This is a genomic window from Micromonospora sp. NBC_00389 (assembly GCF_036059255.1).
Lineage (GTDB): Bacteria > Actinomycetota > Actinomycetes > Mycobacteriales > Micromonosporaceae > Micromonospora.
The window spans coordinates 5,156,508-5,181,348 of record NZ_CP107947.1 but is presented as its reverse complement, the minus strand read 5'-3'; the positions used below and the strand labels follow the sequence as shown (position 1 = coordinate 5,181,348).

The window sequence follows — 24,841 nt, the reverse complement described above, 5'->3', positions numbered from 1 at the left end:
CGACCATGACCACCATCGCGGAGCGCGCCCGGGAGCTGACCGTCTCCCGGGAGCCGTTCGTGCACGCCACCGTGGTCCGCACCCAGGACCCCACGTCGGCGCGGCCGGGCGACGCCGCCGTGATCCGGTCGGACGGCTCGATCGAGGGCTTCGTCGGCGGAGTGTGCGCCGAAAGTTCGGTGCGGGCGGCTGCGCTCGACACCCTGCGCGACGGCACCGCGCTACTGCTGCGGGTGCTGCCGGACGGCACTCCCCCGTTCCCCGAGGCGCCGGGGGCGCGGGTGGTGGTCAACCCGTGCCACTCCGGCGGCGCGATCGAGGTCTTCCTCCGGCCGATGCTGCCGCCGCCGGCACTGCGGGTGGTCGGCGACACTCCGATCAGCGCCGCGGTGGCGACCCTCGCCGCGTTCCTCGACTTCGACGTCGTCACCTCCGATGAGGACGCCGGCTGCACGGCGGTCGTGGTGGCCGGGCTCGGCCGGGGCGAGCAGGAGGCGATCCGGGCCGCACTGGACGCCGGCGTGGGGTTCGTCGCGCTGGTCGCCAGCGGCAGACGCGGCGCGGTCGTGCTCGACGAGTTGGAGTTGACCGACGCCGAACGGGCCCGCGTCCACTCACCGGCCGGACTGGACATCGGGGCGTGTACGCCGCAGGAGATCGCCCTGTCCATCATGAGTGAGGTGGTCCGGGCGATCCGGGTGGACGGGCTGGCCCCGTCCTCGGGTGCGCCGGCAGCCCGGCCGCAGCAGGCCGTCGACCCGGTGTGCGGGATGACCGTGCTGGTCGGGTCGGAGACACCGCACGCGCGGGTCGACGGGCAGGACTTCTGGTTCTGCTGCGCCGGCTGCCTCGCGAGTTACACAGCGGCGTAGCCCGTGTTCCTGACCGGCCTGGTGCTCGCCGCGGGGGCGTCGGTGCGTCTCGGCGAGGCGAAGCAACTGCTCCCGTACCGGGGGCGCACGCTGCTCGACGCGACCCTGGAGCTGGCCCGCTCGTGCGGCTTCGACCAACTGCTCGTGACCCTGGGCGGCGCGGCGGGCGGGATCCGCGCCCAGGTGGACCTGACCGGGTGTCAGGTCGTCGAGAACCCGGCGTTCAGCACCGGCTGCGGCTCATCGGTCAGCAGCGCGGCGCGGGCGGTGGACCCGCGCGCCGACGCGCTCGTGCTGCTGCTCGGTGACCAGCCCGGGGTACGCGCCGCCGACGTCCGGCGGGTCGCCACGGCGGCCACTCCGCTGGCCGTGTGCCGGTACGCCGACGGGCTGGGCCATCCGTTCCGCTTCGGCCGCGAGGTCCTTCCCGAGCTGTACGACCTGCACGGCGACAAGGCCGTCTGGAAGCTGCTGCACTCCGGCCGCTACCCGGTGACCGAGGTGCCCGCCGACGGGCCGGTGCCGATCGACGTGGACACCCGCGCGGACTACGAGCGACTGCTGGCGGGCGAGGCATGAAGGACGCGCTGAGCGTCCGGCACCGCCTCGACGCCGTCGACTACCTGGTCGACGACGGCATGGCGATGGCCCTGTTCCTGGCGCTGCGGCTCGGCCGGCCACTGCTGCTGGAGGGCGAGCCGGGTGTCGGCAAGACCGCCGCCGCCAAGGCACTGGCCCGAGCGTTGGAGACGCCGCTGATCCGGCTGCAGTGCTACGAGGGGCTGACCGCCGGCGAGGCGCTCTACGAGTGGAACTACCAGCGGCAACTGCTGGCGATCCGGCTCGCCGAGGCGCAGCACGCCAGGCTCACCGACGCGGACCTGTTCAGCGCCGAGTTCCTCCAGGAACGGCCGATCCTGCGGGCCGTACGCCATCAGGGGCCGGTACCGCCGGTCCTGCTGATCGACGAGATCGACCGCGCCGACGACGAGTTCGAGGCGCTGCTGTTCGAATTCCTCGGCGAGGCCGGCATCACGATCCCCGAGCTCGGCACGTTCGCCGCACGCACACCGCCCATCGTGGTGCTCACCTCCAACCGCAGCCGGGAGCTGCATGACGCGCTGCGCCGCCGCTGCCTGTACCACTGGATCGACTTTCCCGAGCCGACCCGGGCCGTGGAGATCGTCCGCCGGGCCGTACCGGGCGCGACCGAGCCGCTGGTCCAGACGGCGGTCCAGTTCATCGGCGGCGTACGCGGCCTGGAGTTGGAGAAGTCACCCGGGATGGCGGAGACCATCGACTGGGTGGCCGCGCTCTCCGTGCTGGGCGCCGCCGACCTGGCCGCCGACGACGTCCCCCGGACCCTCGGCACCATCGCCAAGACCCCCGACGACCGCGCCGTGGTCGCCGCCGCGCTCGGCGCCTACCAGGAGAGTCAGCCATGAAGATCACCAACGAGTTCGCGGTCACCGTCCCGATCGAGCGGGCCTGGGCGGTGCTCACCGACCTTGAGGGGATCGCGCCGTGCCTGCCGGGCGCCCAACTGACCGGAGTCGACGGCGACGTCTACCGGGGCAGGGTGAAGGTCAAGGTCGGGCCGGTCATCTCGGAGTTCGCGGGCACGGCACAGTTCGTCGAGAAGGACGACGCGGCGTACCACGGGGTGATCGACGCGAAGGGCCGCGACGCCCGGTCGACCGGGAACGCCTCGGCGCTGGTCACCGCCCGGTTGCGGCCGGACGGCGACCGGACGCTGGTCAGCGTGGACGCCGACCTGAAGATCTCGGGAAAGCTGGCCCAGTTCGGCAGCGGCATGATCAAGGAGGTGTCGGGCAAGCTGCTGGCCCAGTTCGTCGCCAATCTGGAGGCCAAGCTGGCGGCCGAGCAGGCGACGCCGGTCGCCGGGGGCACCGCGCCGGTGCCCGCCGCCCGGTCCGACTCCGAGCCCGTCGCGTCGGCGCCCGCCGCTCGGCAGGAAGCCGAGCCGGTCCCGGCCGCGTCCGCCGCGGCGGTCGCGACCACGCCCGGCACCGCTGCCGTAACGCCCGCACCGGTCGAGCCGTCGCCGGTAGCGCCGTCGGCCGCCGAGCTCTCCCTCGCCGAGCCTGCACCCGTCGAGCCGCCGGCCGCCACCAGCCGGGCCGCGCCGGCCGTCGAGTCGGCGACCGCCGGCACGCGGACGACGCCGGCCTCCGAGCCTGAGGCGCTCGACCTGCTCAGCATCGCCGGCGGTTCGATCACCAAGCGACTCGTACCAGTGATCGTCGGTCTCGTCGCGGTCGGCGCAGTGATCGCCTGGCTGGTCGCGCGTCGGTGAGCCCGGCCCTGCTGCACGGGATCGACCGAGCCGCGTTCGCCGTGGCCCTCGCCGGCCGACTGCGGCACGCCGGCGTCCCGGCCGGGCTCACCGACGTCGACGACTTCGTCCGGGCGCTCGCCGCCAGCCCGCCCGACTCGATGTCCACGCTGTACTGGACCGCCCGGATCAGCCTGGTCCGGCGGCACTCCGATCTCGCCAAGTTCGACCGGGTCTTCACGGCGGTCTTCGCGGACCCGCCACCCCTGCTGCCACCCTCGCGGTCCGCGCCCCCGGCGGAGGGTCACGACGACGTGTACGTGCCGGTGCCCGCCGACACGGACGACACCGGCCCCGGCGGCGGACTGCCGTGGGCCACTCTGCCGCCGGCCGTCGCCGAGGCGACGGAAGCCGACACCGCGCTGCGGCTGCCCGAGCGGCGTCCCAGCGCCCTCGCCGGGCTCGCCGACCGGCCGTTCGACGAACTCGACGCCGCGCAGGTCACGATGCTCGGCGACGCTCTGCGCGCGGCCGTCGCCGGCTGGCCGACCCGGCGCACCAGGCGACACGCCGTCGGCTCGGCCGGACCGCGAATCGCACTGCGGCCGACCATCGCCCGTGCTCGGCGCACCGGATGGGAACCCGTCGAGATCGTCCGCGAGCGGCCGGTGCGGCGCCCCCGCCGGGTCGTGCTGCTCTGCGACGTCAGCGAGTCGATGCGGGCGCAGGCGACCGCGTACCTGCACCTGATGCGGGCGTTCGCGGTGGTCGCCGACGCGGAGGTGTTCGCGTTCGCCACAAGACTGACCCGGCTCACGGTGGTGCTGCGACACACCTCGGCCGCCGAGGCCGTCGCGCAGGCCAGCGCCGCCGTGACCGACCGGTACGGCGGTACCCGGATCGCCACGAACCTGCGCGCCCTGCTCACCTCCCATCACGCCGACGCCGTGCGCGGGGCCGTGGTCGTGATCGGCTCGGACGGCTGGGACAGCGACCCGCCCGACGAGTTGGCGACCGTGATGGCCCGGCTGCGCCGCCGCGCGTACCGGATCGTCTGGTTGAACCCACGTGCCGGCGCCCCCGGCTTCGCTCCTCGGGCGGCGGGCATGTCCGCCGCGCTCCCCTACTGCGACCGGCTGCTGCCGGCCGGCACGTTCCAGGACCTGCTGGTCGCCGCCCGTCAGCTCCAGAGCGTCACGTGCACCGACGGCTTGAAGTGGCCGACATTGACGCCCGCGCCGCGCATCATCGCCTGAATCGCCCGCGGGGTCGACGAGAACCGCCACAGCTCGTCGGCGGCCGACAGCAGCCCCGGGTTGGCGAGCACCTGCGAGTGCCACACCGCCTCAACAGTCGCGTGCGGCCCCACCACCGGCTTGAGTTGACCCTCGCGGAGATCCGGCGCGACGGTGAACGCGAGCGCCGGTGAGACGCCCCGGCCCCGCTTGGCCTCACCCAGCGCCGCCGCGTGGCTCTGGAAGATCTGCTGCCGGTCGTCGGGCACCGCCAGCCGACGCAGCATCCCCGGCACCGCACCCAGGTCGGTGGCCGCCGACGGCCCGAGCAGCCAGGTCTGCTCCCGCAACTGCCCAGGGGACGCCGGCACGCCGGCGAGCGGATGGTCCGGGCCGGCGACGAGCACGAGCCGGTAGTTCATCATCGGCCGGCAGGCGATCGCCTGATCGACGACCGGCGGCTGCGGCCCGATCGCGATGTCCGCGGCGCGGGTCAGCAACAGCGACTCGAACGCGCCCGGGTCGCCCACGCTCAACTCGACATCGAGGTCGGCGGCCCGCTTCGCGAACAGCTCGATCAACCCCGGCGCGGCGAACTCGGCGAACAGGCTGGACGCGGCCACCCGCAGCAGCCGCCGGCCGCGCTTCGCGCCGCTCACCTCAAGCATCGTGCGGTCCTGCAGGCCCAGCAGCTCCGCCGCGCGGCTGGCCAGCCGGAGCCCGCCAGGGGTGAACGCGAGCCCCGCCGCAGTCTTGGTGAACAGCTTGTCCCCGAACTCCTTGCGTAGCTGTGCGACGTGAAGTGACACGGCCGACTCGGAGACCTGAAGCTCCGCGGCGGCCTGCTTGACGGACCCCAGCCGGACCACGGCGACATACGCGCGCAGCTGCGTCGGGGTCATCGGCGTCACCCACCTCCCCGCCCGATCGCGTGGTTCGGCTCTCCATCGAGACGAACCACGATCATCTCCCGCTGAGCTGCCCCTCCGCCAGAGTCGGTTCACCCGAACCAGTGGCGGTGCTTCACAGGGTCTCAGGCCAGGTCCACGGCTGCGGGAACGCGCTTTTTGAGCCTGTTGATTCCGCATTCGACGGTGTGCCGCCGCTGGTAGATCGTGGGGTCGAAGGTGGATGGCCGGTCGCTGCGGGCGGTCGCCTCACTGGCCGGTCGGACTGCTTCCCACCATGAATAAACTAACAGTGATCTTGCGCGACCGGTATCGGGCAGACGACCGACTGCCCAGGTCAGCAATGGTGGCTAGGTTCGTCCAATGCCCACCAACATGATCACTGCGAGATCCGCCGGCACCTATTCCCTCGGAGACCTGACCGTCAACCGGATCGGATTCGGCGCGATGCGCATAACGGGCAACGGCGGCGCGGCGAGCGACCGCGCTCGGGTCATCGGCGTGCTGCGCCGGGCGGTCGAGCTCGGCGTGAACCACATCGACACAGCGGCGTTCTACTTCACTCCGCTCCGGTCGGCGAACGAGTTGATCAACACGGCACTGTCGCCGTACGCCGATGACCTGGTCATCACCACGAAGGTCGGGCCGGGCCGCGACCCCTCGGGGGAATGGCTGCCGCTGGCCCGGCCGGACCAGCTGCGCGGGCAGGTCGAGGAGAACCTGCGCCAGCTCGGCCGCGACCATCTCGATGTCGTGAACCTGCGCCAGCACGGGCTGGACTCCGTCGCGGAGCACTTCGGCGCGCTGGCCGACCTGCGTGACGCCGGACTCATCCGGCATCTCGGCCTGGCGAACATTCGCCCGCAGCACCTCGCGCAGGCGCAGGCGATCGCCCCGGTGGTCTGCGTACAGAACCCGTACGGCGTCGACACCCGCCGCATACACGACCAGTTCGTGCGCACCTGCGGCGAACAGGGCGCCGCGTTCGTGCCGTTCTTCGCCATCGCCGGCGACAAACGTGAGGCCGGCGGCGTGGCCGCCAACGCGGCGGTGGAGGCCATCGCGCGCACACACGGCGCGACGCCGGCACAGGTGCGGATCGCTTGGACCCTCAGCCGCGGGCCGCACCTGCTGGCCATCCCCGGCACCGGCAACCCCGATCACCTGGTCGAGAACCTGGCCGCCGGTGCGCTGAGCCTGTCGCCGGACGAGTTGGCCACCCTCGAGTAGCGGCGCCCGGCAGGGGTGCAGCCCTGCCACGAGCCCACGATGGTCGACGAGAGGCCCGTCATTTGCCGACAGAGACGACGTCCATTCCCATCCCGCCGCCGAACAGATCATGGCTCGTTGCCCGAGCACTCATCCCCGATCACGGCCCTCGACGCGTCCTGGCCTTCGCGACCTTCGTCAACATGCTCGGAAGTGGCATCTTCATGGCCAGCGCCGTGCTCTTCTTCACCCGCTCGGTCGGGCTCCCCCTCGCGCAGGTCGCCCTGGGCATGGGCATCGCAGCCCTCGTCGGGCTGCTCGCCGGGATCCCGATCGGGCACCTCGCCGATCGGCGGGGCCCGCGCGAGATCTATCTGCTGACTCTGATCATCCGAGCCGCCACCATGGCCGCCCTCGCCTTCGTCCACACGTTCTGGCTGTTCGTCGCCGTGATCTGTCTGACCCAGCTCGCCCACTCAGCCGGCGGGGCGTCCCGCGGTCCGCTGGTGCGTGGCTTCGGCGGCACAAACCTGGCCCAGTACCGGGCCTATCTTCGTTCGGTCGCCAACCTCGCCGGATGCTGCGGTGCCCTCGCCGCCGGCGCCGCGGTGCAACTGGACACCCGCGCGGCTTACCTGGCCCTGGTCGTCGGCAACGCCATCAGTTTCGTGGCATGCGCCGCCATCATCACCCGGCTGCCCTCACTGCCACCGATCCCGGTGCCCCACCTGACCGGGCGCTGGATCGCACTGAAGGACAAGCCCTACATGGCAGTCACCGTGCTCGACGCCATCATGGGAACTCAGGGCCAGGTACTGGTCTTCGCGCTGCCGTTGTGGATCATCTTGCAGACCGACGCGCCACGCTGGTTCATCGGGGTGGCCGTGCTGGTCAACACCGCCCTCGTGGCGGCGCTCCAGGTCAGGGCGAGCCGGGGAATCGACACCAGTCCAGCGGCAGGTCGGGCCATGCGCCGTTCCGGGTTGGCGTTCCTGGTCGGGATGGCCCTGATCGCCGCCACGTCGACGATGCCCGGATGGCTCGCGGTCACGGTGATGACGTTCGGAGTCGCCGTGCACACCGTCGGCGAGCTGTGGCACACGGCGGGCTCGCTCGAGTTGCAGTTCCGACTCGCGCCTCCGCACGCCCAGGGGCAGTACACCGGAGTCTCCGTGCTCGGCACGGGCCTGGCGAACGTCGCCGCCCCCTCCATCCTGGGCCTGCTCTGTGTCGCCTGGGGCGCCCCCGGCTGGTTGCTGATGGGCGGAATCTTCGTCGCGGTCGGGCTGGCCGCCCCGGTGGTCGTCCGGTGGGGCGAGCGAACACGTCCGGACACGGCGGCGGCCGTCTAGGGTTCGGCGACCCGGCTCCCGAACGTTGACCGGGGCGGCGCAGCGGCCACCGGACCGGAAGCTGCTGCGCCGCCAACTTCGCCCTGTTCGATCTGGTCGGCAAGCAGCTCATTCGGCGACTGTTGTGGACGTACGGAATCGGCTTGCTGGCTCGGGGGTGCGGGCCTACCGTCGTGGGGCACCTCCCGGTGCGCAGGTAACGGCTACTTCCGCTCTCAACGGGGAGACGTGGGTTCGAATCCCACCGCCACTTCGGGTGGCGTCGACCAGCGGCCCAGGTCACCTTGGCCCGCAAGGGCCGGTCGCCGTCGCCGCTTCGATCTCGGGAGGCGCGCTCACGCCGCACGCCGGGTGCGACGGACACGGCTACTTCTATGGTGCAGGCCCTGCAAGGGCCCCGCGGTTCGAACCCGCGAAACCGTGTCCACTTTTGATCTCGGGCGTGCGGCGTGACCACTCTCTACCGATCACAAGATCGCAAACTCCGTTGCCCGGGCATCGGCGCCACCGCTACGGTCGTGACCGCACTTCCCGGTGCGCAGGTGACGGTTACATCTGGAGGGGTTCGGACCCCGGTGAAGGACCATCCGTCGCCGACCTCGATCTCGGGAAGCGCGACCACACCACACACCCGGTGCGCAGGCAACGGTTACTTCAGGGTTCCGCAGATGGGGGTTCGAGTCCCCCGACACCTTCGGGTGGATGGTTCAACGGACAGAACGGCGGACTAGTCCGTGGCCGATTCTGATCTCGGGTGTGTGGTGCGGTGGCGCCTTCCCGGCCGACTGACGTGGGGGACGTCATGGCCAAGTTCAACATCAAGCTGCGCAAGAGCCGCCACCGGCCGGTGACCGCCGAGGGCGCGCCCGGCTTCACCCGTGAGCCGCGCATCGAGCTGTTCCTGCTCGGTGTGTCGAACATGGTCGGGGAGGACACCTTCTACGAGGGCGCCACCGACCGGGACGCCCGCTTCCGGAACCTGGTCGCCGCCGTCGCCGTCACCGATCCCGACTGGTTCGCCCGCTTCGTGCCGTGGCTGCGCGCTGGCGCGATGATGCGCTCGGCGTCCGTGGTGGCGGCACTGGAGGGTGCCCGCGCCCAGGTCGCCGCGGAGATGCCGGGGTCGCGGGCGGTCGTGGACGCCGCGTTGCAGCGTGCGGACGAGCCGGGCGAGGCTCTGGCGTACTGGCTGGGTCGCCATGGCCGGGCGTTTCCCAAGCCGGTGAAGCGGGGCATCGCCGACGCGGCGGTCCGGCTGTACACCGAGCGGAGCCTGCTCAAGTACGACTCCGTCGGCAGCCCGGTGCGGTTCGGTGACGTCATCGACCTGACCCACCCCACCGCGACGGACGAGCGGCAGGGTGACCTGTTCCGGCACGCGCTGGATCGGCGGCACCAGCGGGACAACCCGCTGCCGGCGTCGCTCCGGATGCTGGCGGCGCGGGACGCGCTCATGGCGTTGCCGGTCGCGCAGCGCAGGGAGGTCACCGATCCGGCGGAGCTGGGCGCGGCCGGTATGACGTGGGAGGCTCTGGCCGGCTGGCGACAGAGCGCGATGGACGCCGCGGCGTGGGAGTCGATCATCCCGAACATGGGCTATCTCGCGCTGCTGCGTAACCTGCGCAACTTCGACCGGGCCGGAGTCAGCGACGCCGTCGCGGAGACGGTGGCGGCCAAGCTCTCCGACCCGGGGGAGGTCTCCGCCTCGCGCGTGCTGCCGATGCGCTTCCTGTCGGCGTACAACGCGACACCGAGCCTGCGGTGGGCGTACCCGCTGGAGAAGGCGTTGCAGCACGCCCTGGTGAACGTGCCCGCCCTGGACGGACGGACCCTGGTCCTCATCGACACCTCCGGTTCGATGCAGAGCTCGTTCAGCAAGGACGGCACACTGCGCTGCTGGGACGCCGCCACGGTGTTCGGCCTCGCGCTGGCCGCCCGGGCGCAGGCGGCAACGGTGGTGTCGTTCTCCCATGCCAGCCGGGTGTTCCCGGCGGTGGCGGGTGAGTCGGTACTGGCGGCGGTGCACCGGTTCAAGGACGGCGGCTACTTCTACGGCATGGGAACCGACACCGAGAAGGCGGTACGGCAGCACTACGACCGGCACGACCGGGTGGTCATCCTCACCGATGAGCAGGCCCACTGGCACGGGGCCACCGACGTCGCCGCAGCGGTGCCCGCTGAGGTGCCGGTGTACACCTGGAATCTGGCCGGGTACCGGGTCGGGCACACGCCGACCGTTGGCAACCGGCACACCTTCGGCGGCCTGTCCGACGCCGCGTTCGCGATGATCCCACTCATCGAGGCCGGATCCCGCGACCTGTGGCCCTTCTGATCCGCGCGGCGGGGCTGGACGTGCCCCGCCGCCGGATCAGCCTCTCGCTCACCTCATCGAGCGTTCAGCGACGGGTGCCGCGTCGACGCGCTGCCCAGACTCCACCGACGATCGCCGCCGCGGTTGGAAGGAGACAGCAGAGGGTGAGGAGGAACAGGTGCCACGGCTTGATTGCTCCCATGGCTGCGAGAGTAGGCACCGGTGACCAGCGCTGCCAGCACGGCCGAGCAAGCTGTCAGTGGCGGGCCCACCGGCTAACGGAACGAGCGGAAGAACGTGCGCACGTCCGCGGTCAGGAGGTCGGGGGCTTCCATGGCGGCGAAGTGGCCACCACGGTCGAACTCCGACCAGTGGGTGATGTTGTTGCCGGGCTCGGCGTACCGGCGGATCGCGATGTCCTGGGCGAACACGGCCACACCGGTAGGCGTGGTGGCGGGTGTGGTGTGCCAGGTGCTGGAGTGCATGTTCTCGTAGTACAGGTGGGCGGCTGAACCTGCGGTGCCCGTTAGCCAGTAGAGCATCACGTTGGTGAGCATCAGGTCCCGGTCGACGGCCGTCTCGGGCAGGTCAGTCGCGGGGTAGGTCCACTCCTTGAACTTCTCGACAATCCAGGCGAGCTGCCCGACCGGCGAGTCGTGCAGGCCGTACGCCAGGGTCTGCGGCCGAGTGGCCTGGATCTTGAAGTAGCCGCTCTCGTCGTCCGTGAAGTTCTTGAGTCGTCCCAGCCGGGCCTGCTCCGCGTCGGTGAGGGTGGCCCATTCCTCGTCGGACACCGTCCCGAACGGGATGAACCCGAACGTGGCCGCGTTGACGTGCACGCCGACGACCCGATCAGTGGCCCGGCCCAGTTCCGGGGCGACCAGCGCGCCCAGGTCGCCGCCTTGGGCGCCGTAGCGCTCGTAGCCCAGGCTGCTCATCAACTCTGCCCAGGCCCCAGCTACCCGCCCGGTGTTCCAGCCGGTCTGCCGGGACGGCCCGGAGAACCCGAACCCGGGCATCGAGGGAATGACGAGGTGGAAGGCGTCTGCGGGGTCGCCGCCGTGCGCGGCCGGGTCGGTCAACGGACCGACGACTTTCAGGAACTCCACGACCGAGCCCGGCCAGCCATGGGTGAGGATCAGCGGCATCGCGTCCGGTTCGGGCGAGCAAACGTGCAGGAAGTGGACGTTCTCCCCGTCGATCTCGGTGGTGAACTGCGGGATCTCGTTCAGCTTGGCCTCGTGCTTGCGCCAGTCATAGGAGGTACGCCAGTAGGCGGCCAACTCCTTCAGGTAGTCCAGCGAAACGCCACGGCTCCAGCCGACGCCGGGCAGTTCGCTCGGCCAGCGCACGGCCGACAGCCGGGCACGCAGGTCATCAAGGTCGGACTGGGGGACGTCGATCCGGTATGGAGTGATCGTTCTGCTCATGCGGAAACGCTAACAACACTAGCGGACAGCTTCGGTCCTATAGTCGTGGCAGACTGAAGTGGTGAAGGAGACCTCCGCCCGACTGCTCCGACTGCTGACACTGCTGCAGACCCGCCGTGACTGGTCCGGCCAGGACCTCGCCGACCGGCTCGGAGTGACTACCCGCACCGTCCGCCGCGACGTCGACAAGCTGCGCGATCTCGACTACCCGGTGCACGCGAGCAAGGGCATCGCGGGCGGTTACCGGCTCGGTGCCGGCGCCCAACTTCCCCCGCTTCTCCTCGACGACGGCGAGGCGGTCGCCATCGGCATCGCGCTGCGCACCGCGGCGTCCAGCAGCGTGTCTGACATCGGCGAGACGGCACTACGTGCCCTCGTGAAACTCGAACAAGTCCTACCCTCGCGGCTACAGCACCAGGTCAACGCCCTGCAACTGTCCACGGTCCGACCTCCCGGCTCCCGGCCAACGGTGGACACCGCGGTCCTCACCGCCATCGGCATGGCGTGCCGTGACCGGCAGGTTCTGCGGTTCGACTACTCCGGCCACGGCGGCACCACCAGCGCCCGGATCACTGAGCCACACCAACTCGTCACCTGGGGCCCCCGCTGGTACCTGGTCGCCTGGGATCTCCAGCGCCACGACTGGCGCACCTTCCGGGTGGACCGGATGCAACCTGCGGCCTCCACCGGGCCACGCTTCACGCCCCGCGAAATTCCCGGCGGCGACGCAGCGGCGTACGTCGCGCGCGGAGTTGCTCAGATCTGGCCATACCAGGCCATCGTCGAGCTACACACGCCGGCCACATCGGACGCAGCTCGGGACGCCGCAACCTACGGACGAATCGAACCCATCGATGAGCACAGGTGTCGCTTCTATTTCGGCGCCGAGAACGTCCGCGGAATGGTCTTTCTCCTCGGTGCTCTCGACGTCGACTTCCGTATCGAGGATGCACCGGAGCTTGCCGAACATCTCCGGCAGACTGCCGACCGGTACCACCGCGCCATCCAGTCCCCGGCTCTCTCGTAGCGCAAAGACCGGGCTACCGCTGCCAGACGTCGATGGTCTGCACGCCGTCGCGCACGACCCGGTCCAGGATGGCGGCGTTGCCGCTGGTGCCTCCCAGCCCTGGTCGTGAAACACGGTCACTGCTCCGTCGACACGTGCCACGGCGATCTGGCTGGACGCGTCGCGGCCGGTGCGTTCGCCGTTCAGGCTCTCCTCGGCCCACCTCCGGGTCAGCAGCAACGCCTCGTCCCCGACGCCGGGCATGGCCCGGCTCTCGACCTTGACGGGGTTTCCACCCTGGTCGTAGGAGCGACACGCTTGAACAGCACCGAGGAGTCGTCGCATGTAGGCCGAAGCGCCGTCGCCGTCAAAGGTGAAGATGGTCTGATGGATCATGCCTTGCGGCACGTTGCTGGCTGGTTCCCCGGCCGTCTTGTAGGTGAGCGTCATCGAGGCGCTCGCGGTGACCTGTCGGCCTCCGGTGCCGAACTCGTTGCCGCACAGCGTCGGCAGGGCGTCCGCGACGGGCGTCGCCCGTCGGGGGGACTTCCGCAATTCGGGTGGCAGTTCACCGAAGGCCGACGTCGGGATGGTCACCGGGGTGCTCGCGCTCGGAGACGGTTGGCCCACCTGGCCTGTCGCTGCGGGCGCGGTCGACGGTGGGGCGGTGGACGGGGCCGGATCGGTCCGGTCCTCGCCAACGGTGCAGGCGGTGGTCAGCGCGACGGTGCCGAGCAACGGCAGGGTCAGCGCAAGCAGCCTTCGCGCTCTGGCGGTCGGTAGCGGCGTGTAGTGGCTCATCATCACCTCTTCGTCCGGCCCGAGAATTCCCTGCGCCGGCCCGACCGAAACGACTGTCGCCGACGGACGTCAGCCTGCGTCGGGCAGCCAAGGCCCGAGCATGGTGGAATCGGCGACGGCTTTCTCCACCTGCGTACGCTCCTGCTCGGTCAACGTCAGCGCCTGGAGGCGGTTCCCCCAGTTGGGCACACGCTCGGGCTCATCCAGCGCGACCGACAGCTCGATCAGCCCGGCGAGCGCCAAAGCCTGTTCGACCGCCGGTGCGTCGTCGCCGTGCCGGCGCAGCCCCGAGTGGAGTGCCCGGAACGCCGCCCGGTCGTCCATCTTGAACTCCCGCAGGATCCGGGTGTTGTCGAGCACCCGGGCCAGCCCTTGCAACTCCTTCGAACCGCCGTACTCCACCGCCGGCTCGTCCCGCTGGATGAAGGTGATGGTGTTGCCCGACGGGTCGACGATGCCGAACCGGGACGCGCCGGCGCGGTACCGGGTGATCCTGGGCAGTCCCTTGGCGAGCACCTTGCCGTAGGTGCGGCGCATCGCCTCGGTGAACGCCGCGTGGTACGCCGCGACCTCGTCGACCATCACCAGGCAGCCGCCGCTGGTCTCCGCCGTCGGGTCCAGGTCGCTCGGCGCGCGATCGTAGTGCAGGTGGATACCGCTCCACCCGAAGGCCAGGTAGACGTACGGCTTGGTCTGCTCGTAGTGCACGTCGAACCCGAGCGCACGCCAGAACGCCAGGGTCGCCTCCGGCGACACGCAGTGCAGCAGCGGCACGGTGGTCTCGTTGGGCTGGATCCGGTCTTCGTTGATCGTCATGGCCACTTCCGATCCCGTAGACAGGCCGGCCATTGTGCCAGCACGGACGAGGGGCCACGACCTCGTTTCGTCTCCTACCCAGGGAGGAGACGGCGCTCCGACCTCCGGCCGCAACCGGGGCTCGCGGTCGGACGCGGCCACGGGGCCCGGTCGGGAGCATCTACAGGCATGACTATCGCTCTGCGCCGGGCGGCACACTGGCACCGCCCACTGATGGTTTTCGTCTACGCCATGGCGGTGCTCGCCGTCGTCTCCGCGGTCGGGATGCTCGTCGACTCGCGTGTCCTCACCGGAGTGCCGATCTGGCTCAAGCCGTTCAAGTTCGCCGTGTCCTTCGTGGTGTACGGCACGACCCTCGCCTGGATGCTGTCGCTGCTGCCGCGCCGCAGCCGGATCGCCGAGTGGGCGGCCACGGTCATCGTCGCGACATCGGTGATCGAGATGGTGGTGATCGTCGGGCAGGTCATCCGCGGTACGACCAGCCACTTCAACGACACGACCCCGCTGAACGCCGCCCTGTTCGGCGTGATGGGTGCGTCGATCATGGTGCTGTTCTTCGCACACTTCGTCATCGGGATCGTGGTGTTGCAACGGCGGATCCCCGATCGGATCGCCGCCCGCGCGGTCGGGTGGGGGCTCGGCCTGTCCCTGCTGGGCATGCTGGCGGCGGTACCGATGGTGCTGCCCGCCCAGGATCCGGGGATCGAGGGGATCAGCGGGGCGCACAGCGTCGGGGTCACGGACGGCGGGGCGGGGCTGCCACTGGTCGGCTGGAGCACCACCGGTGGCGATCTGCGGATCGGTCACTTCGTGGGGCTGCACGCCCTCCAGGCGCTGCCGATCCTGGCGATCCTGCTGAGCCGGTTCCTTGGCAGGCGGCTGGACGAGCGCACCCGGGCACGGCTGGTGGTCGTGGCGGGCGCGGCGTACGGCGTACTCACGGTGTTGTTGACCTGGCAGGCCCTGCGCGGTCAGCCGCTGCTGCGTCCGGACGCGCTCACGCTGGCCGCCGTCGCGGCCCTGGTGGTCGTGACCGCGACCGCCACCGGCCTGGTGGTGGCTCGCCGGCGCGGCCCGGAACTGGCGCTGGCCGCATGACCGCGACGCTGTTCACCCTGACGTTCGCGGTGGCCGCGCCGTTCTGGGCGCTGATGATCCTGCTACCGCGCTGGTCGTGGACCGCCCGGATCATCTCCTCGCCGCTGATCGTGCTGCCGGTCGTGGTGATCTACGGCCTGCTGGTGATCCCGGCCTTCGGCGAGGTGCTGCCGGCCGTGACGTCGCCGACCCTGGACGGCGTGCGGGATCTGCTCGGCACCTCGGACGGCGCGGCGGCGGGCTGGGCGCACATGATCGCGTTCGACCTGTTCGTCGGGCGGTGGGCCTGGCTGGACAGCCGGGAACGGGGGGTACCGGCGCTGGTCATGGCTCCGGTGCTGGTGCTGACGATCCTGCTCGGGCCGCTCGGCTTGGCCGCCTACCTCGGGGTCCGGACCAGGTGGCCACGGTCGGCGGTCGTCGCCCCAGCGCCGCAGCCCCTAGGCTGACCCCCGTGGGGTGGGCGGGACGGCTGTTCGACATGCGGAACACACTCGTGCGGATGGTGCTGCTCGACCTCAGCGGGGTGTGCTACCTGGCCTTCGGCACCCGGGCCGGGCCGACGCCGACGGTCACGCAGTGGGTCCTCGCGGTGGTCGCGTTCGCCGTGGCGCTGGTCTTCCACCGTCGACCGCTGGCCAATCTGGTGGTGCAGGCCGGGCTGCTAGCGATCGCGATCCCGTTGATCGACGACTTCACGATCAACCAGGTGGGCGCCAGTTGGGCGTTGCTGGAAGTGACCATGCGGGTGCGTCGAGGACGCACCATCTGGCTCGCCGCCACGCTGCTGGCCGTGGTCGATCTGACCGACTCGATCGGTGACCCGCTCGGCCGGGTCGCCTCCGGCCTCGTCGGGCTGACCCCGGAGGTCGGCGTACCGCTGTTGCTCGGTCTGGTCATCCGGACCAACCGGGAGCTCAGCCGGCAGGCCGTGGAGCGGGCTGCGGCCGAGCAGCGCCGGCACGAGTCGGAGAGCCGCGCCGCGCGTGCCGACGAGCGGAGCGCCATCGCCCGCGAGCTGCACGACGTCGTCGCGCACCACGTGGCGTCGATGGTGCTGCGGGTCGGCGTGGCCCGGCACGTCCTCACCGACCTGGACCCCCGGGTGGGCCAGGTGTTCGACGACGTACACGGCACGGGGACCGCCGCCCTGGCGGAGCTGCGCCGGCTGGTCGCGGTCCTGCGCAACCCCGATGGGGTACGCGGTGACGCCGCGCTGACCGCGATCGAGCCGTCGGCGCTGCCAGCGGCGCTCGGTGCGACCGTCGACCGGGCCCGCCAGGCCGGCGTCACCGTGGAGGCCGAGTTCGACCCGGCGATCGGTTCGCTCGACGCGGTGCGCGGCCTGGCCGTGCTACGCCTGACCCAGGAGGCGCTGACCAACGTGGCCAAGCACGCCGGGACGTCCGCGCTGGCACGCCTGGTGGTTGCGGTCCGGGACGGGGCCGTGCACTGGGAGGTGTCGGACAACGGGCGCGGTGGGGTGCCGGCGGTGCCGCCGGGTGGCGGTCACGGCATCACCGGCATGCGCGAACGCGTCGAGGTCCTCGGCGGCCAGTTGGAGGCGGGCCCGACCGACACGGGGTGGCGGGTGCGTACCGTCCTCCCGGCCGTGCCGGCCGCGTCGGCCGCCGGACCGTCGGCCGTGTCGGTGCCCCGGGACCGCGAGGCACCTGCCGGGTCGCCCGCGCCGGAGGCGGCGTGATCCGCGTCCTGCTGGTCGACGACCAGCACCTCATCCGCGCGGGCCTGCGGATGCTCTGCGATGCCCAACCCGACATCGAGGTGGTCGGGGAGGCCGACAGTGGCCGCGACGCGATCCCGCTCGCCGCGCGACTCGTCCCCGACGTCGTCGTGATGGACCTGCGTATGCCCGGTGTCGACGGGATCACCGCGACCAGCCGCATCCTCGCCGACCGCCCCGCCACCCGCGTCCTGGTGCTGACCACGTTCGGTGACGACGACCACGTCTACCCCGCCCTGACCGCTGGCGCCTGCGGGTTTCTGCTCAAGGACGCACCCCCCGCCGAGCTGCTGGACGGCATCCGCCGGGCCGCCGTGGGTGACAGCCCGTTCAGCCCGGAGGTGCTGCAACGCCTGGTCCAGCGCGCGGTGCACGCCCGTGCCGAGACGCCGCGGCCGGTGCAGGGACTGACCGCCCGCGAACAGGACGTGTTGAACCTCGTCGCCGAGGGCCTGTCCAACACCGAGATCGCCGAGCGGCTCCACATCGGTGTCACCACGGTCAAGACGCACATCACCAACCTGATGACGAAGACCGACAGTCCCAATCGGGTGCGCCTTGCCCTGTTCGCCCGCGGGGCATGACCTGTGTTCGCGCTCAGTGGACGGCTATGACCTCATCCGCGAGGACACGGCGATGACGAGCACCAGCGGCACGATCAGCAGCGCCGGCGCCAGTACCGGTAGGTGCAGGGCGACCAGGGCACCGACCGCGGCGCCGGTCATCAGGGCCAGCAGGACCTGGGCCTTGGGCCGCAGGCTGCGCCACGGGCTGCGCGCGGCGACGCCGGCGATCAGACTCGTGAGGGTCCCGGTCAGGTACGTGGAGGACAGGCCCGGTACGCCGAACCGTTGGATCGCACTGCTCTGCACGCCCAGCGCCGCCGCCGACAGCATCAGGAGCGCGAGATGGACGTGCTCGTCGTGGGTGGGAAGGCTGATCTCCCAGACGACGAGGAACACGACGAACACCACGAGCTCCAGGACGAGCGCCCAGGTGACCCGTCGCGGCCAGACGGGATCGTCCGGCTGGGCCGAGCCGACGACGCGGGCGCCCGCGAGGACGCCGACGATGAAGCTGACGATGGCGCAGCCGGAGGTCAGGGCGAGCTCGGCCTCGCCCCGGCCCGCCGAGAGTCCGAGGAGGACCATGTTGCCGGTCATGACGCTGGCGAAGGCTCCGCCGAGGGCGAGGAAGCCGATGGCGTCGGCACTTCCGGTCAGGAAGGTGAGCACGACGACGAGGGCCTGCCGCCGCCGCAGGAGGTGCTGGCTGTCCTGCGCGGCGGCGCGGGGGTGAATGACGCGGGGCGCTGTGCTCGACACTGTCGGCCACCTCCATAGATTGTTCTTCGTATACACTTTGTCCCGACAGATCACGGAAAGGCGATCAGGTTGGCTGAAGACCTGCGGGACAAGCTCGGCGCTCAACACCTACCGCTACGCGACCAGGTCCTCGCCGCACTGCGGACCGCCATCATCGACGGCGACTACCTCCCCGGAGAGCGGCTGACCGAGGACCGGTTGGCCGAGGACTTCGGCGTTTCCCGCAACCCTGTCCGCGAGGCGTTGCGCGTCGCGGAGGCGGAGGGCTTCGTGGTGATCCTCCCCCGCCGTGGGGCAGTCGTCGCCTCGCCCAGCAGCGGGACCATCGGGGACATGTTCGCCGTCCGCGAGCGCCTGGAGACACTGGCCGCCCGGCTGGCGGCCGAGCGGGCGAGCGCGGCCGACGTGGCGGCCCTGCGCGCGCTGCTCGACCAGGGCCGCGAGGCGACCGAGCGGCATGACCTGCCCCGGGTCGCCGAGCTGAACAGCGCCCTGCATCTGCGCATCCTCCAGATCAGCGGAAACCCCTGGCTGTCGTCGATCGCCAAGTCGCTGTACCTCCATGTCCAGTGGGTCTTCCGGCTGGGTGCGGCGGAACGTGCTCCACACTCGTGGGCCGAGCACATCCAGCTGGTCGACGCCATCGAGTCAGGTGACGGCGACCGCGCCGAGCGGGCCGCACTCGACCATCTCGACGCCGCATCCGCGGCCGCCTACGAGAACGCCGAAGGCGGATACGGAGCGGCCCACTAACGGCCGCACGCGTAGCCCTGCATGCCCCGGGGGTTCGCTCCGGCGGCGAGCACGCCCGTGTCCGGATCGCGGGTCACGGCGCAGAGCCGGCCGAGGCTCCACGCGTCGGACAGTCGCACCTCGTGCCCGTACGCCCGCAGGGCCGCCAGCGTGTCCTCGTCGAGCCGGTCCTCCACCACCAGGACTCCGGGCTCCATGTCGCGCGGGTAGAACGACCCCGGCAGGCTGACGGTGTGCCACGCGGGCGCGTCGATGGCCTCCTGCAGGGACTGGCCACCGACGAGATGCCGAAGCAGGAACGGCAGCTGCCACTGGTCCTGCTGGTCCCCGCCGGGTGTGCCGCACGCCAGTACCGGCTCCCCGTCGCGGTGCACCATGGTCGGGCTCAACGTCGTACGCGGTCGCCGACCCGGGGTGAGCGACGAGGCGAGGCCCTCCTCCAGCCAGAACATCTGCAGCCGACTGCCCAGCGGGAAGCCGAGCTCCGGAATGGTGGGCGAACTCTGCAACCAGCCGCCACTCGGGGTAGCGGAGATCATGTTGCCCCAGCGGTCGACCACGTCCACATGGCAGGTGTCACCGCGGATCACCCCGTCCGACTGCACCGTCGGCTCCCCCGTCGTGGGATCCGTCGGGGCGGTCGGACGCCCGGCACCCGGTCGGACGTGCGCCGGCAGGCGGGGTTCCGCCCCGTCGGGACGCCCCGGCCGCAGCTCCGCTGACGCTCGGGAGCCGATCAGGGCGGCCCGCTCCCGCGCGTACTCCCGGGAGAGCAGCGCCTTGGCGGGCACGTCGCCGCCGTCGCCGAACCAGGCCTCGCGGTCGGCAAAGGCGAGCTTGAGCGCCTCGACCTGGGCGTGGATGCCGGTCGCGGTCGCCGGGTCGTACGCGCCGGGGTCGTCGAGCGCGTCGAGGACGGACAGCGTCTCCAGCAGCACCGGCCCCTGGCCCCAGAAACCGGTCTTCGCCACCGAGTAGCCGTGCCAGTCCAGGGTGGCCGGTTCCTCCCAGGTCGCCGAGTAGCCGGCCAGGTCGGCGCCGGTGACGAGACCGGCGTGGGGACTTCCGCTGGAGTCCTGGAACGGCTGCCTGCTGAACTGGTCGATCGCCTCGGCGACGAACCCCGTACTCCAGGCCCGACGGGCGGCCTCGATCTGTGCCTCCCGGTCGGTGCCGGCGGCCTGCCCGGCCTCGACCAGTCGTCGCAGGGTCCGCGCGTACGCCGGGTTGGCGAACATCTCCCCCGCCGCCGGTGGCCTGCCGTCGCGCAGCCAGAGCTGCGCGGAGGTGGGCCAGTGCTCCTCGAACAGGGACCGCACGGCCGCCACGGTGTCACCGACCCTGCCCACCAGCGGGTGGCCGGCGCCGGCGTAGCCGATCGCCGGCTCCAGCACCTCCTCAAGGGAGAGCGTGCCGTGCTCGCGCAGCAGGAGGAGCCAGGCGTCCACGGCGCCGGGTACGGCCGCCGCGAGCGGGCCGGATCCGGGGATGAGGTCCATCCCGAGGGACCGGAAGTGCGCGATGGTGGCACCGGCCGGCGCCGGCCCCTGCCCGCACAGCACCTTCGGGTTCGGGTCCTGGGCGGTCGCCACGATGGCCGGCACCTCGCCGCCGGGGCCGTTGAGGTGTGGTTCGACGACGTGCAGCACGAACCCGGCGGTGACTGCGGCGTCGAAGGCATTCCCGCCGCGTTCGAGGATGCCCATGGCGGACTGGCTGGCGAGCCAGTGCGTCGAGGACACCATGCCGAAGGTGCCCTGGAGCGTCGGTCTGGTGGTGAACGTCATGACAACACCTCACTCGTATCTGCGGCCCGGACGTCGGGCCCGGTGCCGTCCGGCTGGACCAGGTGGCACGCGGCCATGCCGTCGCCGATCTCCACCTGTGCCGGTACCTCCGTCGCGCACCTGTCGAACGCGAGCGGGCACCGGGTGCGGAAGCGGCAGCCGGACGGCGGGTCGAGCGCGGACGGCAGGTCGTCGCCGAGCAGCACCAGCTGACGCTGCCGTTGGCGGACGGGGTCGGCCACCGGCGCGGCCGACAGCAGCGCCTGTGTGTAGGGGTGGGCGGGCCGGGCGAAGATCCGCTCGCGCGAGCCCTTCTCGACGAGCTGACCCAGGTACATGACGGCGATGTCGTCGGCCAGGTACTCGACCGCGGACAGGTCGTGGGTGATGAAGAGGCAGGCGAAGCCGATGTCCCGTTGCAGGTCGGCGAGGAGGTTGAGCACCGACGCCTGCACGGACACGTCGAGCGCGCTGGTGGGTTCGTCCGCGATGAGCAACCTGGGCTCGGAGATCAGTGCCCGGGCGATGCTGACCCGTTGGCGTTGCCCGCCGGAGAGCTCATGGGGGTAGCGGCGTGCCACCTCGGCGCGCAGGCCCACCCGCCCAAGCTCGGTGGCGACCCGGGCCTCCCGGTCGCGGCGCGGGATCCGCCTGCCGGACAGCCGCAGCGGCTCGGCTACGACCTCCCCCACCAGCATGCGTGGGTCCAGGGAGGCGGCGGGGTCCTGGAAGACGATCGACACCGCACTGCGGTGCGGGCGTAGCTGTCGCCGGGACAGGTGCGTGACATCCGTCCCGGCGATCCTGACCACTCCGGCGGTCGGTTCCACGAGCCGCACCACGCAGCGGCCCACGGTCGACTTTCCGGAGCCGCTCTCCCCCACCAGGGCCGTGACCCGGCCCTTCGCGATGGTGAGGGACACCCCGTCCACGGCGCGTACCGGGCCGAAGTGCATCACCAGGTCCTCGACCTGCAGGGCGTCCGGCTCTGGCGTCACCGGTTCACCTCCTCGGGTTGCATGCGGGCGGTCGGGCAGGGGTGCCAACAGGCCGCGAGGTGGCCCGTCGCGGCGAGCGTGCCCCCGGCCCGCACCGCCTCCAGGGGCGGGGCGGAGTCGCGGCACCGCGCGTCGGCTGCCGGGCAGCGGTCGGCGAACGTGCACGCGTCCGGTTGGGTCGACAGGACGGGCACCAGGCCGGGGATCTCCTGCAGCCGGTCGGTGCCGGCGTGCCTTCCCGGTGTCGGCGACGCCGACAGGAGCCCGGCGGTGTAGCGGTGGTACGGGTGCGCGAACAGGTCGGTGACCGGTGCCCGCTCCACCACCCGCCCGGCGTACATGACGACGACGCGGTCGGCGATGTCGGCGATCACGCCGAGGTCGTGCGTGATGATGAGGATGCTCGTGCCGAGCCGGTCGCGCAGGTCCCGCAGCACCTGGAGGATGCCGGCCTGGACCGTGACGTCCAGCGCGGTGGTCGGTTCGTCGGCCACCAGCACCTTCGGCCCGCAGGCCACCGCCATCGCGATCATCACGCGCTGGCGCATGCCTCCGGAGAGCTGATGCGGATAGTTGTCGACTCGTTTCGCGGCGGACGGGATCCCGACGAGCGTCAGCAGTTCGACGGCGCGTGCCCGGGCGGCCCGTCGGGACATCCGTTCGTGGACCTGGAGCACTTCCCCGATCTGACGCCCGACGGTGAGCACGGGATTGAGGGACGTCATCGGCTCCTGGAAGATGTAGGCGATCTCCTTGCCGCGTACCCGGCGGAGCACCGACTCGCGGGTGCCGACCAGCTCGGTGCCGTTGAGCCGCGCCGAGCCGGTGATCCGGGCGCTCTCCGGGAGCAGGCCCGCGATGCTCATCGCGGTGACGCTCTTTCCGCATCCCGACTCGCCCACCATCCCGACGATCTCCCCGGGCTCGAGATCCAGACTGACCTTGTCGACCGCCGAGACGGTCCCGGTCTCGGTCGGGAACGAAACCGAGAGGTCGCGTATCTCCAGGACGGGTGTGTCGACCGAGGCGGCCGTTCCGGCCCGTTCGACCGTTGTCATCGCCGGTCTCCCTTCGGGTCGAGTGCGTCCCGGAGGGCGTCACCGAAGACGTTGAACGCCAGCGCCAGACCCATGATCACAACACCGGGGAGGACGGCGGCCCACGGGGCACGGGAGGCGAACTGCTGGGCGGTGGCCAGCATGGTGCCCAGGCTGGGGGCCGGGGGTTGGATGCCGAGGCCGAGGAACGAGAGCACCGCCTCGCCGAGGATCGCCGCCGGGATCGCGACCGTGGCCTGTACCAGGATCACCGACGTCGCGTTGGGCAGGATGTGCCGGGCGAGCACCCACAGGTCGCTGGCGCCGTCCACGACGGCCGCGGCCACGAAGTCCAGCGACTTGAGCCGTAGCGTGTCCGAGCGCACCACCCGGATCACCCCGGGGATCTGGGCGATGCCGATGGCCACGGCGGCGTTGCCGAGACTGGCGCCCCGGATGGCCGCCAACCCCACCGCCATGATCAGGAACGGGAACGCGAGCAGCAGGTCGGTGAAGCGCGAGATCACCGCGTCCCAGGCGCGGAAGTAACCGGCCGCGAGCCCGAGCGGCACACCGATGACCAATGATGTGGCCACCGCCAGGAGCCCCACCTGCAGCGATGCCCGCGCCCCGAGCATGATCCGGGACAGGACGTCGCGACCCAGGTCGTCGGTGCCGAGCACGTGTCCGGGGGTGCCGGGGGGTGAGAACGTGTGGGCGAAGTCGGTCTGGTCGACGGAGTACGGGGCGATCCACGGCGAGAGCAACGCGATGACGGCGGCGAGGGCGAGCACGACGAAGCTCACGACGGCGAGCGGGTTCCGTCGCAACCGGCGCAGAACGCGGGTGCGCCGGGTGATGCTGCCGGAACCGGTCTCCGCCATCGGAACGGTGAGGACGGTCATGCCGGATCTCCCGTCACCCTGATCCGTGGATCGATGACCGAATAGAGCAGGTCCACGAAGAAATTGATCACGATGTAGGCCGTGGCGGTGAGCAGGACGACGGCCTGGATCACCGGATAGTCCCGCTGGAACACCGCGTCGATGGTCATTTTGCCGAAGCCCGGAAGCCCGAAGATCTGTTCGGTGACGACCGCCCCCGAGATCAGGCCCCCGAGTTGCAGGCCCACGACGGTCACCACCACGATGAGGCTGTTCCGCAGCGCGTGCTGGGTGATGACGGCTCGCGGTCGGAGGCCCTTCGCCTTCGCCGTCCGTACGTAGTCGGAGGAGAGCGAGTCCAGCATCGCCGAACGGGTCTGTCGCATGATGATGGCGGCGAGGCCGGTCCCGAGGATCACGGCCGGCAGGACGATGTGGTGCAGATTGTCCACGGGATCCTCAAGGAACGGCACGAACCCGGAGGCGGGGAACAGCCCGGTCGCCACGGACAGGTAGAGGATCGCGAGCAGCCCGAGCCAGAAGTGCGGCACCGACAGGCCGATCAGGGCCAGCCCGTTGGCCAGCCACTCCGCCGGGCGCCCGCGGCGTACTGCCGCGAGCACCCCGGCGCCGACGCCGAGCGCCGTGGCGATGAGGATCGCCAGGATGGAGAGTTCGGCGGTGACCGGCAGGGCGGTCGTGAGCATCGACGAGACCGGCGTACCGGTCCGGATCGACACCCCGAAGTCGCCCTGCACCATGCGTTCCACGTACTGCGCGAACTGCAGTGGCAGCGGCTGGTCCAGCCCGTAGTGCCGACGGATGGCCTCGAGTGCCTCCGGTGACCGGTCCTCCCCGGCCAGCGCCAGGGCGGGGTCACCGGGGAGCGCCCGTACACCGAAGAACACCACGATCGTCGACAACAGCAGGGTCAGCGCAGACTGCCAGGCGCGGGTGAGGAGATATCGGGCCACGGCGA

The 24,841-nt window shown here is 71.2% G+C and carries 24 protein-coding genes and 1 tRNA gene; 16 read left to right on the top strand and 9 right to left on the bottom strand.

The annotated features are described in order from the left end of the window. Positions 1-5 precede the first annotated feature (5 nt). Genes OG470_RS24490 through OG470_RS24470 form a run of 5 tightly spaced genes read left to right on the top strand, consistent with a single transcriptional unit; the run spans position 6 to position 4,424 of the window. Positions 6-872 carry an XdhC family protein gene (locus OG470_RS24490; protein ID WP_328415809.1) on the top strand — a complete coding sequence of 289 codons (867 nt, stop codon included), beginning with the start codon at positions 6-8 and terminating at the stop codon, positions 870-872. Positions 873-875: 3 nt separating this feature from the next. Next, a complete protein-coding gene (locus OG470_RS24485) occupies positions 876-1,451 on the top strand; it encodes a nucleotidyltransferase family protein (protein ID WP_328415807.1) in 576 nt (191 codons plus the stop codon). Next, entirely contained in the window at positions 1,448-2,317 is an 870-nt protein-coding gene (locus OG470_RS24480; RefSeq protein ID WP_328415805.1) for an AAA family ATPase, read from the top strand. Before OG470_RS24485 ends, OG470_RS24480 begins: the two co-directional genes overlap by 4 nt. Beyond that, positions 2,314-3,189, top strand: a complete 876-nt coding sequence (locus OG470_RS24475; RefSeq protein WP_328415803.1) for an SRPBCC family protein — start codon at positions 2,314-2,316, stop codon at positions 3,187-3,189. Before OG470_RS24480 ends, OG470_RS24475 begins: the two co-directional genes overlap by 4 nt. Further along, on the top strand, positions 3,186-4,424 hold the full coding sequence (locus OG470_RS24470) for a vWA domain-containing protein (protein ID WP_328415801.1): 1,239 nt from the start codon (positions 3,186-3,188) through the stop codon (positions 4,422-4,424). The genes OG470_RS24475 and OG470_RS24470 overlap by 4 nt, the downstream gene beginning before the upstream one ends. Here OG470_RS24470 and OG470_RS24465 read toward each other — a convergent pair. Then, positions 4,349-5,305 carry a LysR family transcriptional regulator gene (locus OG470_RS24465; protein WP_328415799.1) on the bottom strand — a complete coding sequence of 319 codons (957 nt, stop codon included), beginning with the start codon at positions 5,303-5,305 and terminating at the stop codon, positions 4,349-4,351. The two genes, OG470_RS24470 and OG470_RS24465, sit on opposite strands and share 76 nt — an antisense overlap. Before the next feature lie 369 nt (positions 5,306-5,674). Here OG470_RS24465 and OG470_RS24460 point away from each other — a divergent pair, with 369 nt between their 5' ends. From OG470_RS24460 to OG470_RS24445, 4 genes are all read left to right on the top strand, one after another. Further along, positions 5,675-6,541, top strand: coding sequence for an aldo/keto reductase (locus OG470_RS24460; RefSeq protein WP_328415797.1), 867 nt, complete (start codon positions 5,675-5,677; stop codon positions 6,539-6,541). A 62-nt stretch (positions 6,542-6,603) separates the two neighbouring features. After that, entirely contained in the window at positions 6,604-7,872 is a 1,269-nt protein-coding gene (locus OG470_RS24455; RefSeq protein ID WP_442930965.1) for an MFS transporter, read from the top strand. A gap of 187 nt (positions 7,873-8,059) precedes the next feature. Beyond that, positions 8,060-8,122 (top strand) — tRNA-OTHER (locus tag OG470_RS24450). A 552-nt stretch (positions 8,123-8,674) separates the two neighbouring features. Continuing rightward, positions 8,675-10,204 (top strand): TROVE domain-containing protein, encoded by a 1,530-nt coding sequence (locus OG470_RS24445; protein ID WP_328415796.1) that lies wholly within the window; start codon positions 8,675-8,677, stop codon positions 10,202-10,204. A 254-nt stretch (positions 10,205-10,458) separates the two neighbouring features. On the opposite strand, the gene OG470_RS24440 is transcribed toward OG470_RS24445, so the two are convergent. Beyond that, positions 10,459-11,613, bottom strand: coding sequence for an epoxide hydrolase family protein (locus tag OG470_RS24440; protein WP_442930964.1), 1,155 nt, complete (start codon positions 11,611-11,613; stop codon positions 10,459-10,461). A 61-nt stretch (positions 11,614-11,674) separates the two neighbouring features. Here OG470_RS24440 and OG470_RS24435 point away from each other — a divergent pair, with 61 nt between their 5' ends. Both OG470_RS24435 and OG470_RS24430 read left to right on the top strand, forming a co-directional pair. Next, a complete protein-coding gene (locus OG470_RS24435) occupies positions 11,675-12,640 on the top strand; it encodes a helix-turn-helix transcriptional regulator (protein WP_328415794.1) in 966 nt (321 codons plus the stop codon). 418 nt (positions 12,641-13,058) lie between these two features. Then, positions 13,059-13,412, top strand: a complete 354-nt coding sequence (locus OG470_RS24430; RefSeq protein ID WP_328415793.1) for a hypothetical protein — start codon at positions 13,059-13,061, stop codon at positions 13,410-13,412. Between the two features lie 77 nt (positions 13,413-13,489). Here OG470_RS24430 and OG470_RS24425 read toward each other — a convergent pair whose 3' ends face one another. Continuing rightward, a complete protein-coding gene (locus OG470_RS24425; protein WP_328415792.1) occupies positions 13,490-14,236 on the bottom strand; it encodes a glyoxalase in 747 nt (248 codons plus the stop codon). Between the two features lie 168 nt (positions 14,237-14,404). Here OG470_RS24425 and OG470_RS24420 point away from each other — a divergent pair, with 168 nt between their 5' ends. From OG470_RS24420 to OG470_RS24405, 4 genes are read left to right on the top strand one after another with little or no spacing between them, the layout of a single operon-like run. Further along, on the top strand, positions 14,405-15,334 hold the full coding sequence (locus OG470_RS24420) for a hypothetical protein (protein ID WP_328415790.1): 930 nt from the start codon (positions 14,405-14,407) through the stop codon (positions 15,332-15,334). Continuing rightward, a complete protein-coding gene (locus OG470_RS24415) occupies positions 15,331-15,783 on the top strand; it encodes an ABA4-like family protein (protein ID WP_328415788.1) in 453 nt (150 codons plus the stop codon). The genes OG470_RS24420 and OG470_RS24415 overlap by 4 nt, the downstream gene beginning before the upstream one ends. 32 nt (positions 15,784-15,815) lie before the next feature. After that, positions 15,816-17,039 carry a sensor histidine kinase gene (locus OG470_RS24410; protein ID WP_328415786.1) on the top strand — a complete coding sequence of 408 codons (1,224 nt, stop codon included), beginning with the start codon at positions 15,816-15,818 and terminating at the stop codon, positions 17,037-17,039. Then, positions 17,036-17,662, top strand: coding sequence for a response regulator transcription factor (locus tag OG470_RS24405; protein ID WP_328415784.1), 627 nt, complete (start codon positions 17,036-17,038; stop codon positions 17,660-17,662). The genes OG470_RS24410 and OG470_RS24405 overlap by 4 nt, the downstream gene beginning before the upstream one ends. Before the next feature lie 24 nt (positions 17,663-17,686). Here OG470_RS24405 and OG470_RS24400 read toward each other — a convergent pair whose 3' ends face one another. Continuing rightward, entirely contained in the window at positions 17,687-18,403 is a 717-nt protein-coding gene (locus OG470_RS24400; RefSeq protein WP_328415783.1) for a YoaK family protein, read from the bottom strand. 69 nt (positions 18,404-18,472) lie between these two features. Between OG470_RS24400 and OG470_RS24395 the strand changes: the two genes are divergently transcribed. Beyond that, positions 18,473-19,156, top strand: coding sequence for a GntR family transcriptional regulator (locus tag OG470_RS24395; protein ID WP_328415782.1), 684 nt, complete (start codon positions 18,473-18,475; stop codon positions 19,154-19,156). Here OG470_RS24395 and OG470_RS24390 read toward each other — a convergent pair. Genes OG470_RS24390 through OG470_RS24370 form a run of 5 tightly spaced genes read right to left on the bottom strand, consistent with a single transcriptional unit; the run spans position 19,153 to position 24,836 of the window. After that, entirely contained in the window at positions 19,153-20,943 is a 1,791-nt protein-coding gene (locus OG470_RS24390) for a gamma-glutamyltransferase family protein (RefSeq protein ID WP_328415781.1), read from the bottom strand. The genes OG470_RS24395 and OG470_RS24390 overlap by 4 nt on opposite strands. After that, positions 20,940-21,899, bottom strand: coding sequence for an ABC transporter ATP-binding protein (locus OG470_RS24385; RefSeq protein WP_328426576.1), 960 nt, complete (start codon positions 21,897-21,899; stop codon positions 20,940-20,942). Before OG470_RS24385 ends, OG470_RS24390 begins: the two co-directional genes overlap by 4 nt. 38 nt (positions 21,900-21,937) lie before the next feature. Beyond that, positions 21,938-22,999 carry an ABC transporter ATP-binding protein gene (locus OG470_RS24380; RefSeq protein WP_328415779.1) on the bottom strand — a complete coding sequence of 354 codons (1,062 nt, stop codon included), beginning with the start codon at positions 22,997-22,999 and terminating at the stop codon, positions 21,938-21,940. Continuing rightward, the gene (locus OG470_RS24375; RefSeq protein WP_328415777.1) at positions 22,996-23,883 is read right to left on the bottom strand and encodes an ABC transporter permease; all 888 of its coding nucleotides are present in this window, start codon (positions 23,881-23,883) and stop codon (positions 22,996-22,998) included. Before OG470_RS24375 ends, OG470_RS24380 begins: the two co-directional genes overlap by 4 nt. Then, positions 23,880-24,836 carry an ABC transporter permease gene (locus OG470_RS24370; RefSeq protein ID WP_328415775.1) on the bottom strand — a complete coding sequence of 319 codons (957 nt, stop codon included), beginning with the start codon at positions 24,834-24,836 and terminating at the stop codon, positions 23,880-23,882. The genes OG470_RS24375 and OG470_RS24370 overlap by 4 nt, the downstream gene beginning before the upstream one ends. Positions 24,837-24,841 lie beyond the last annotated feature (5 nt).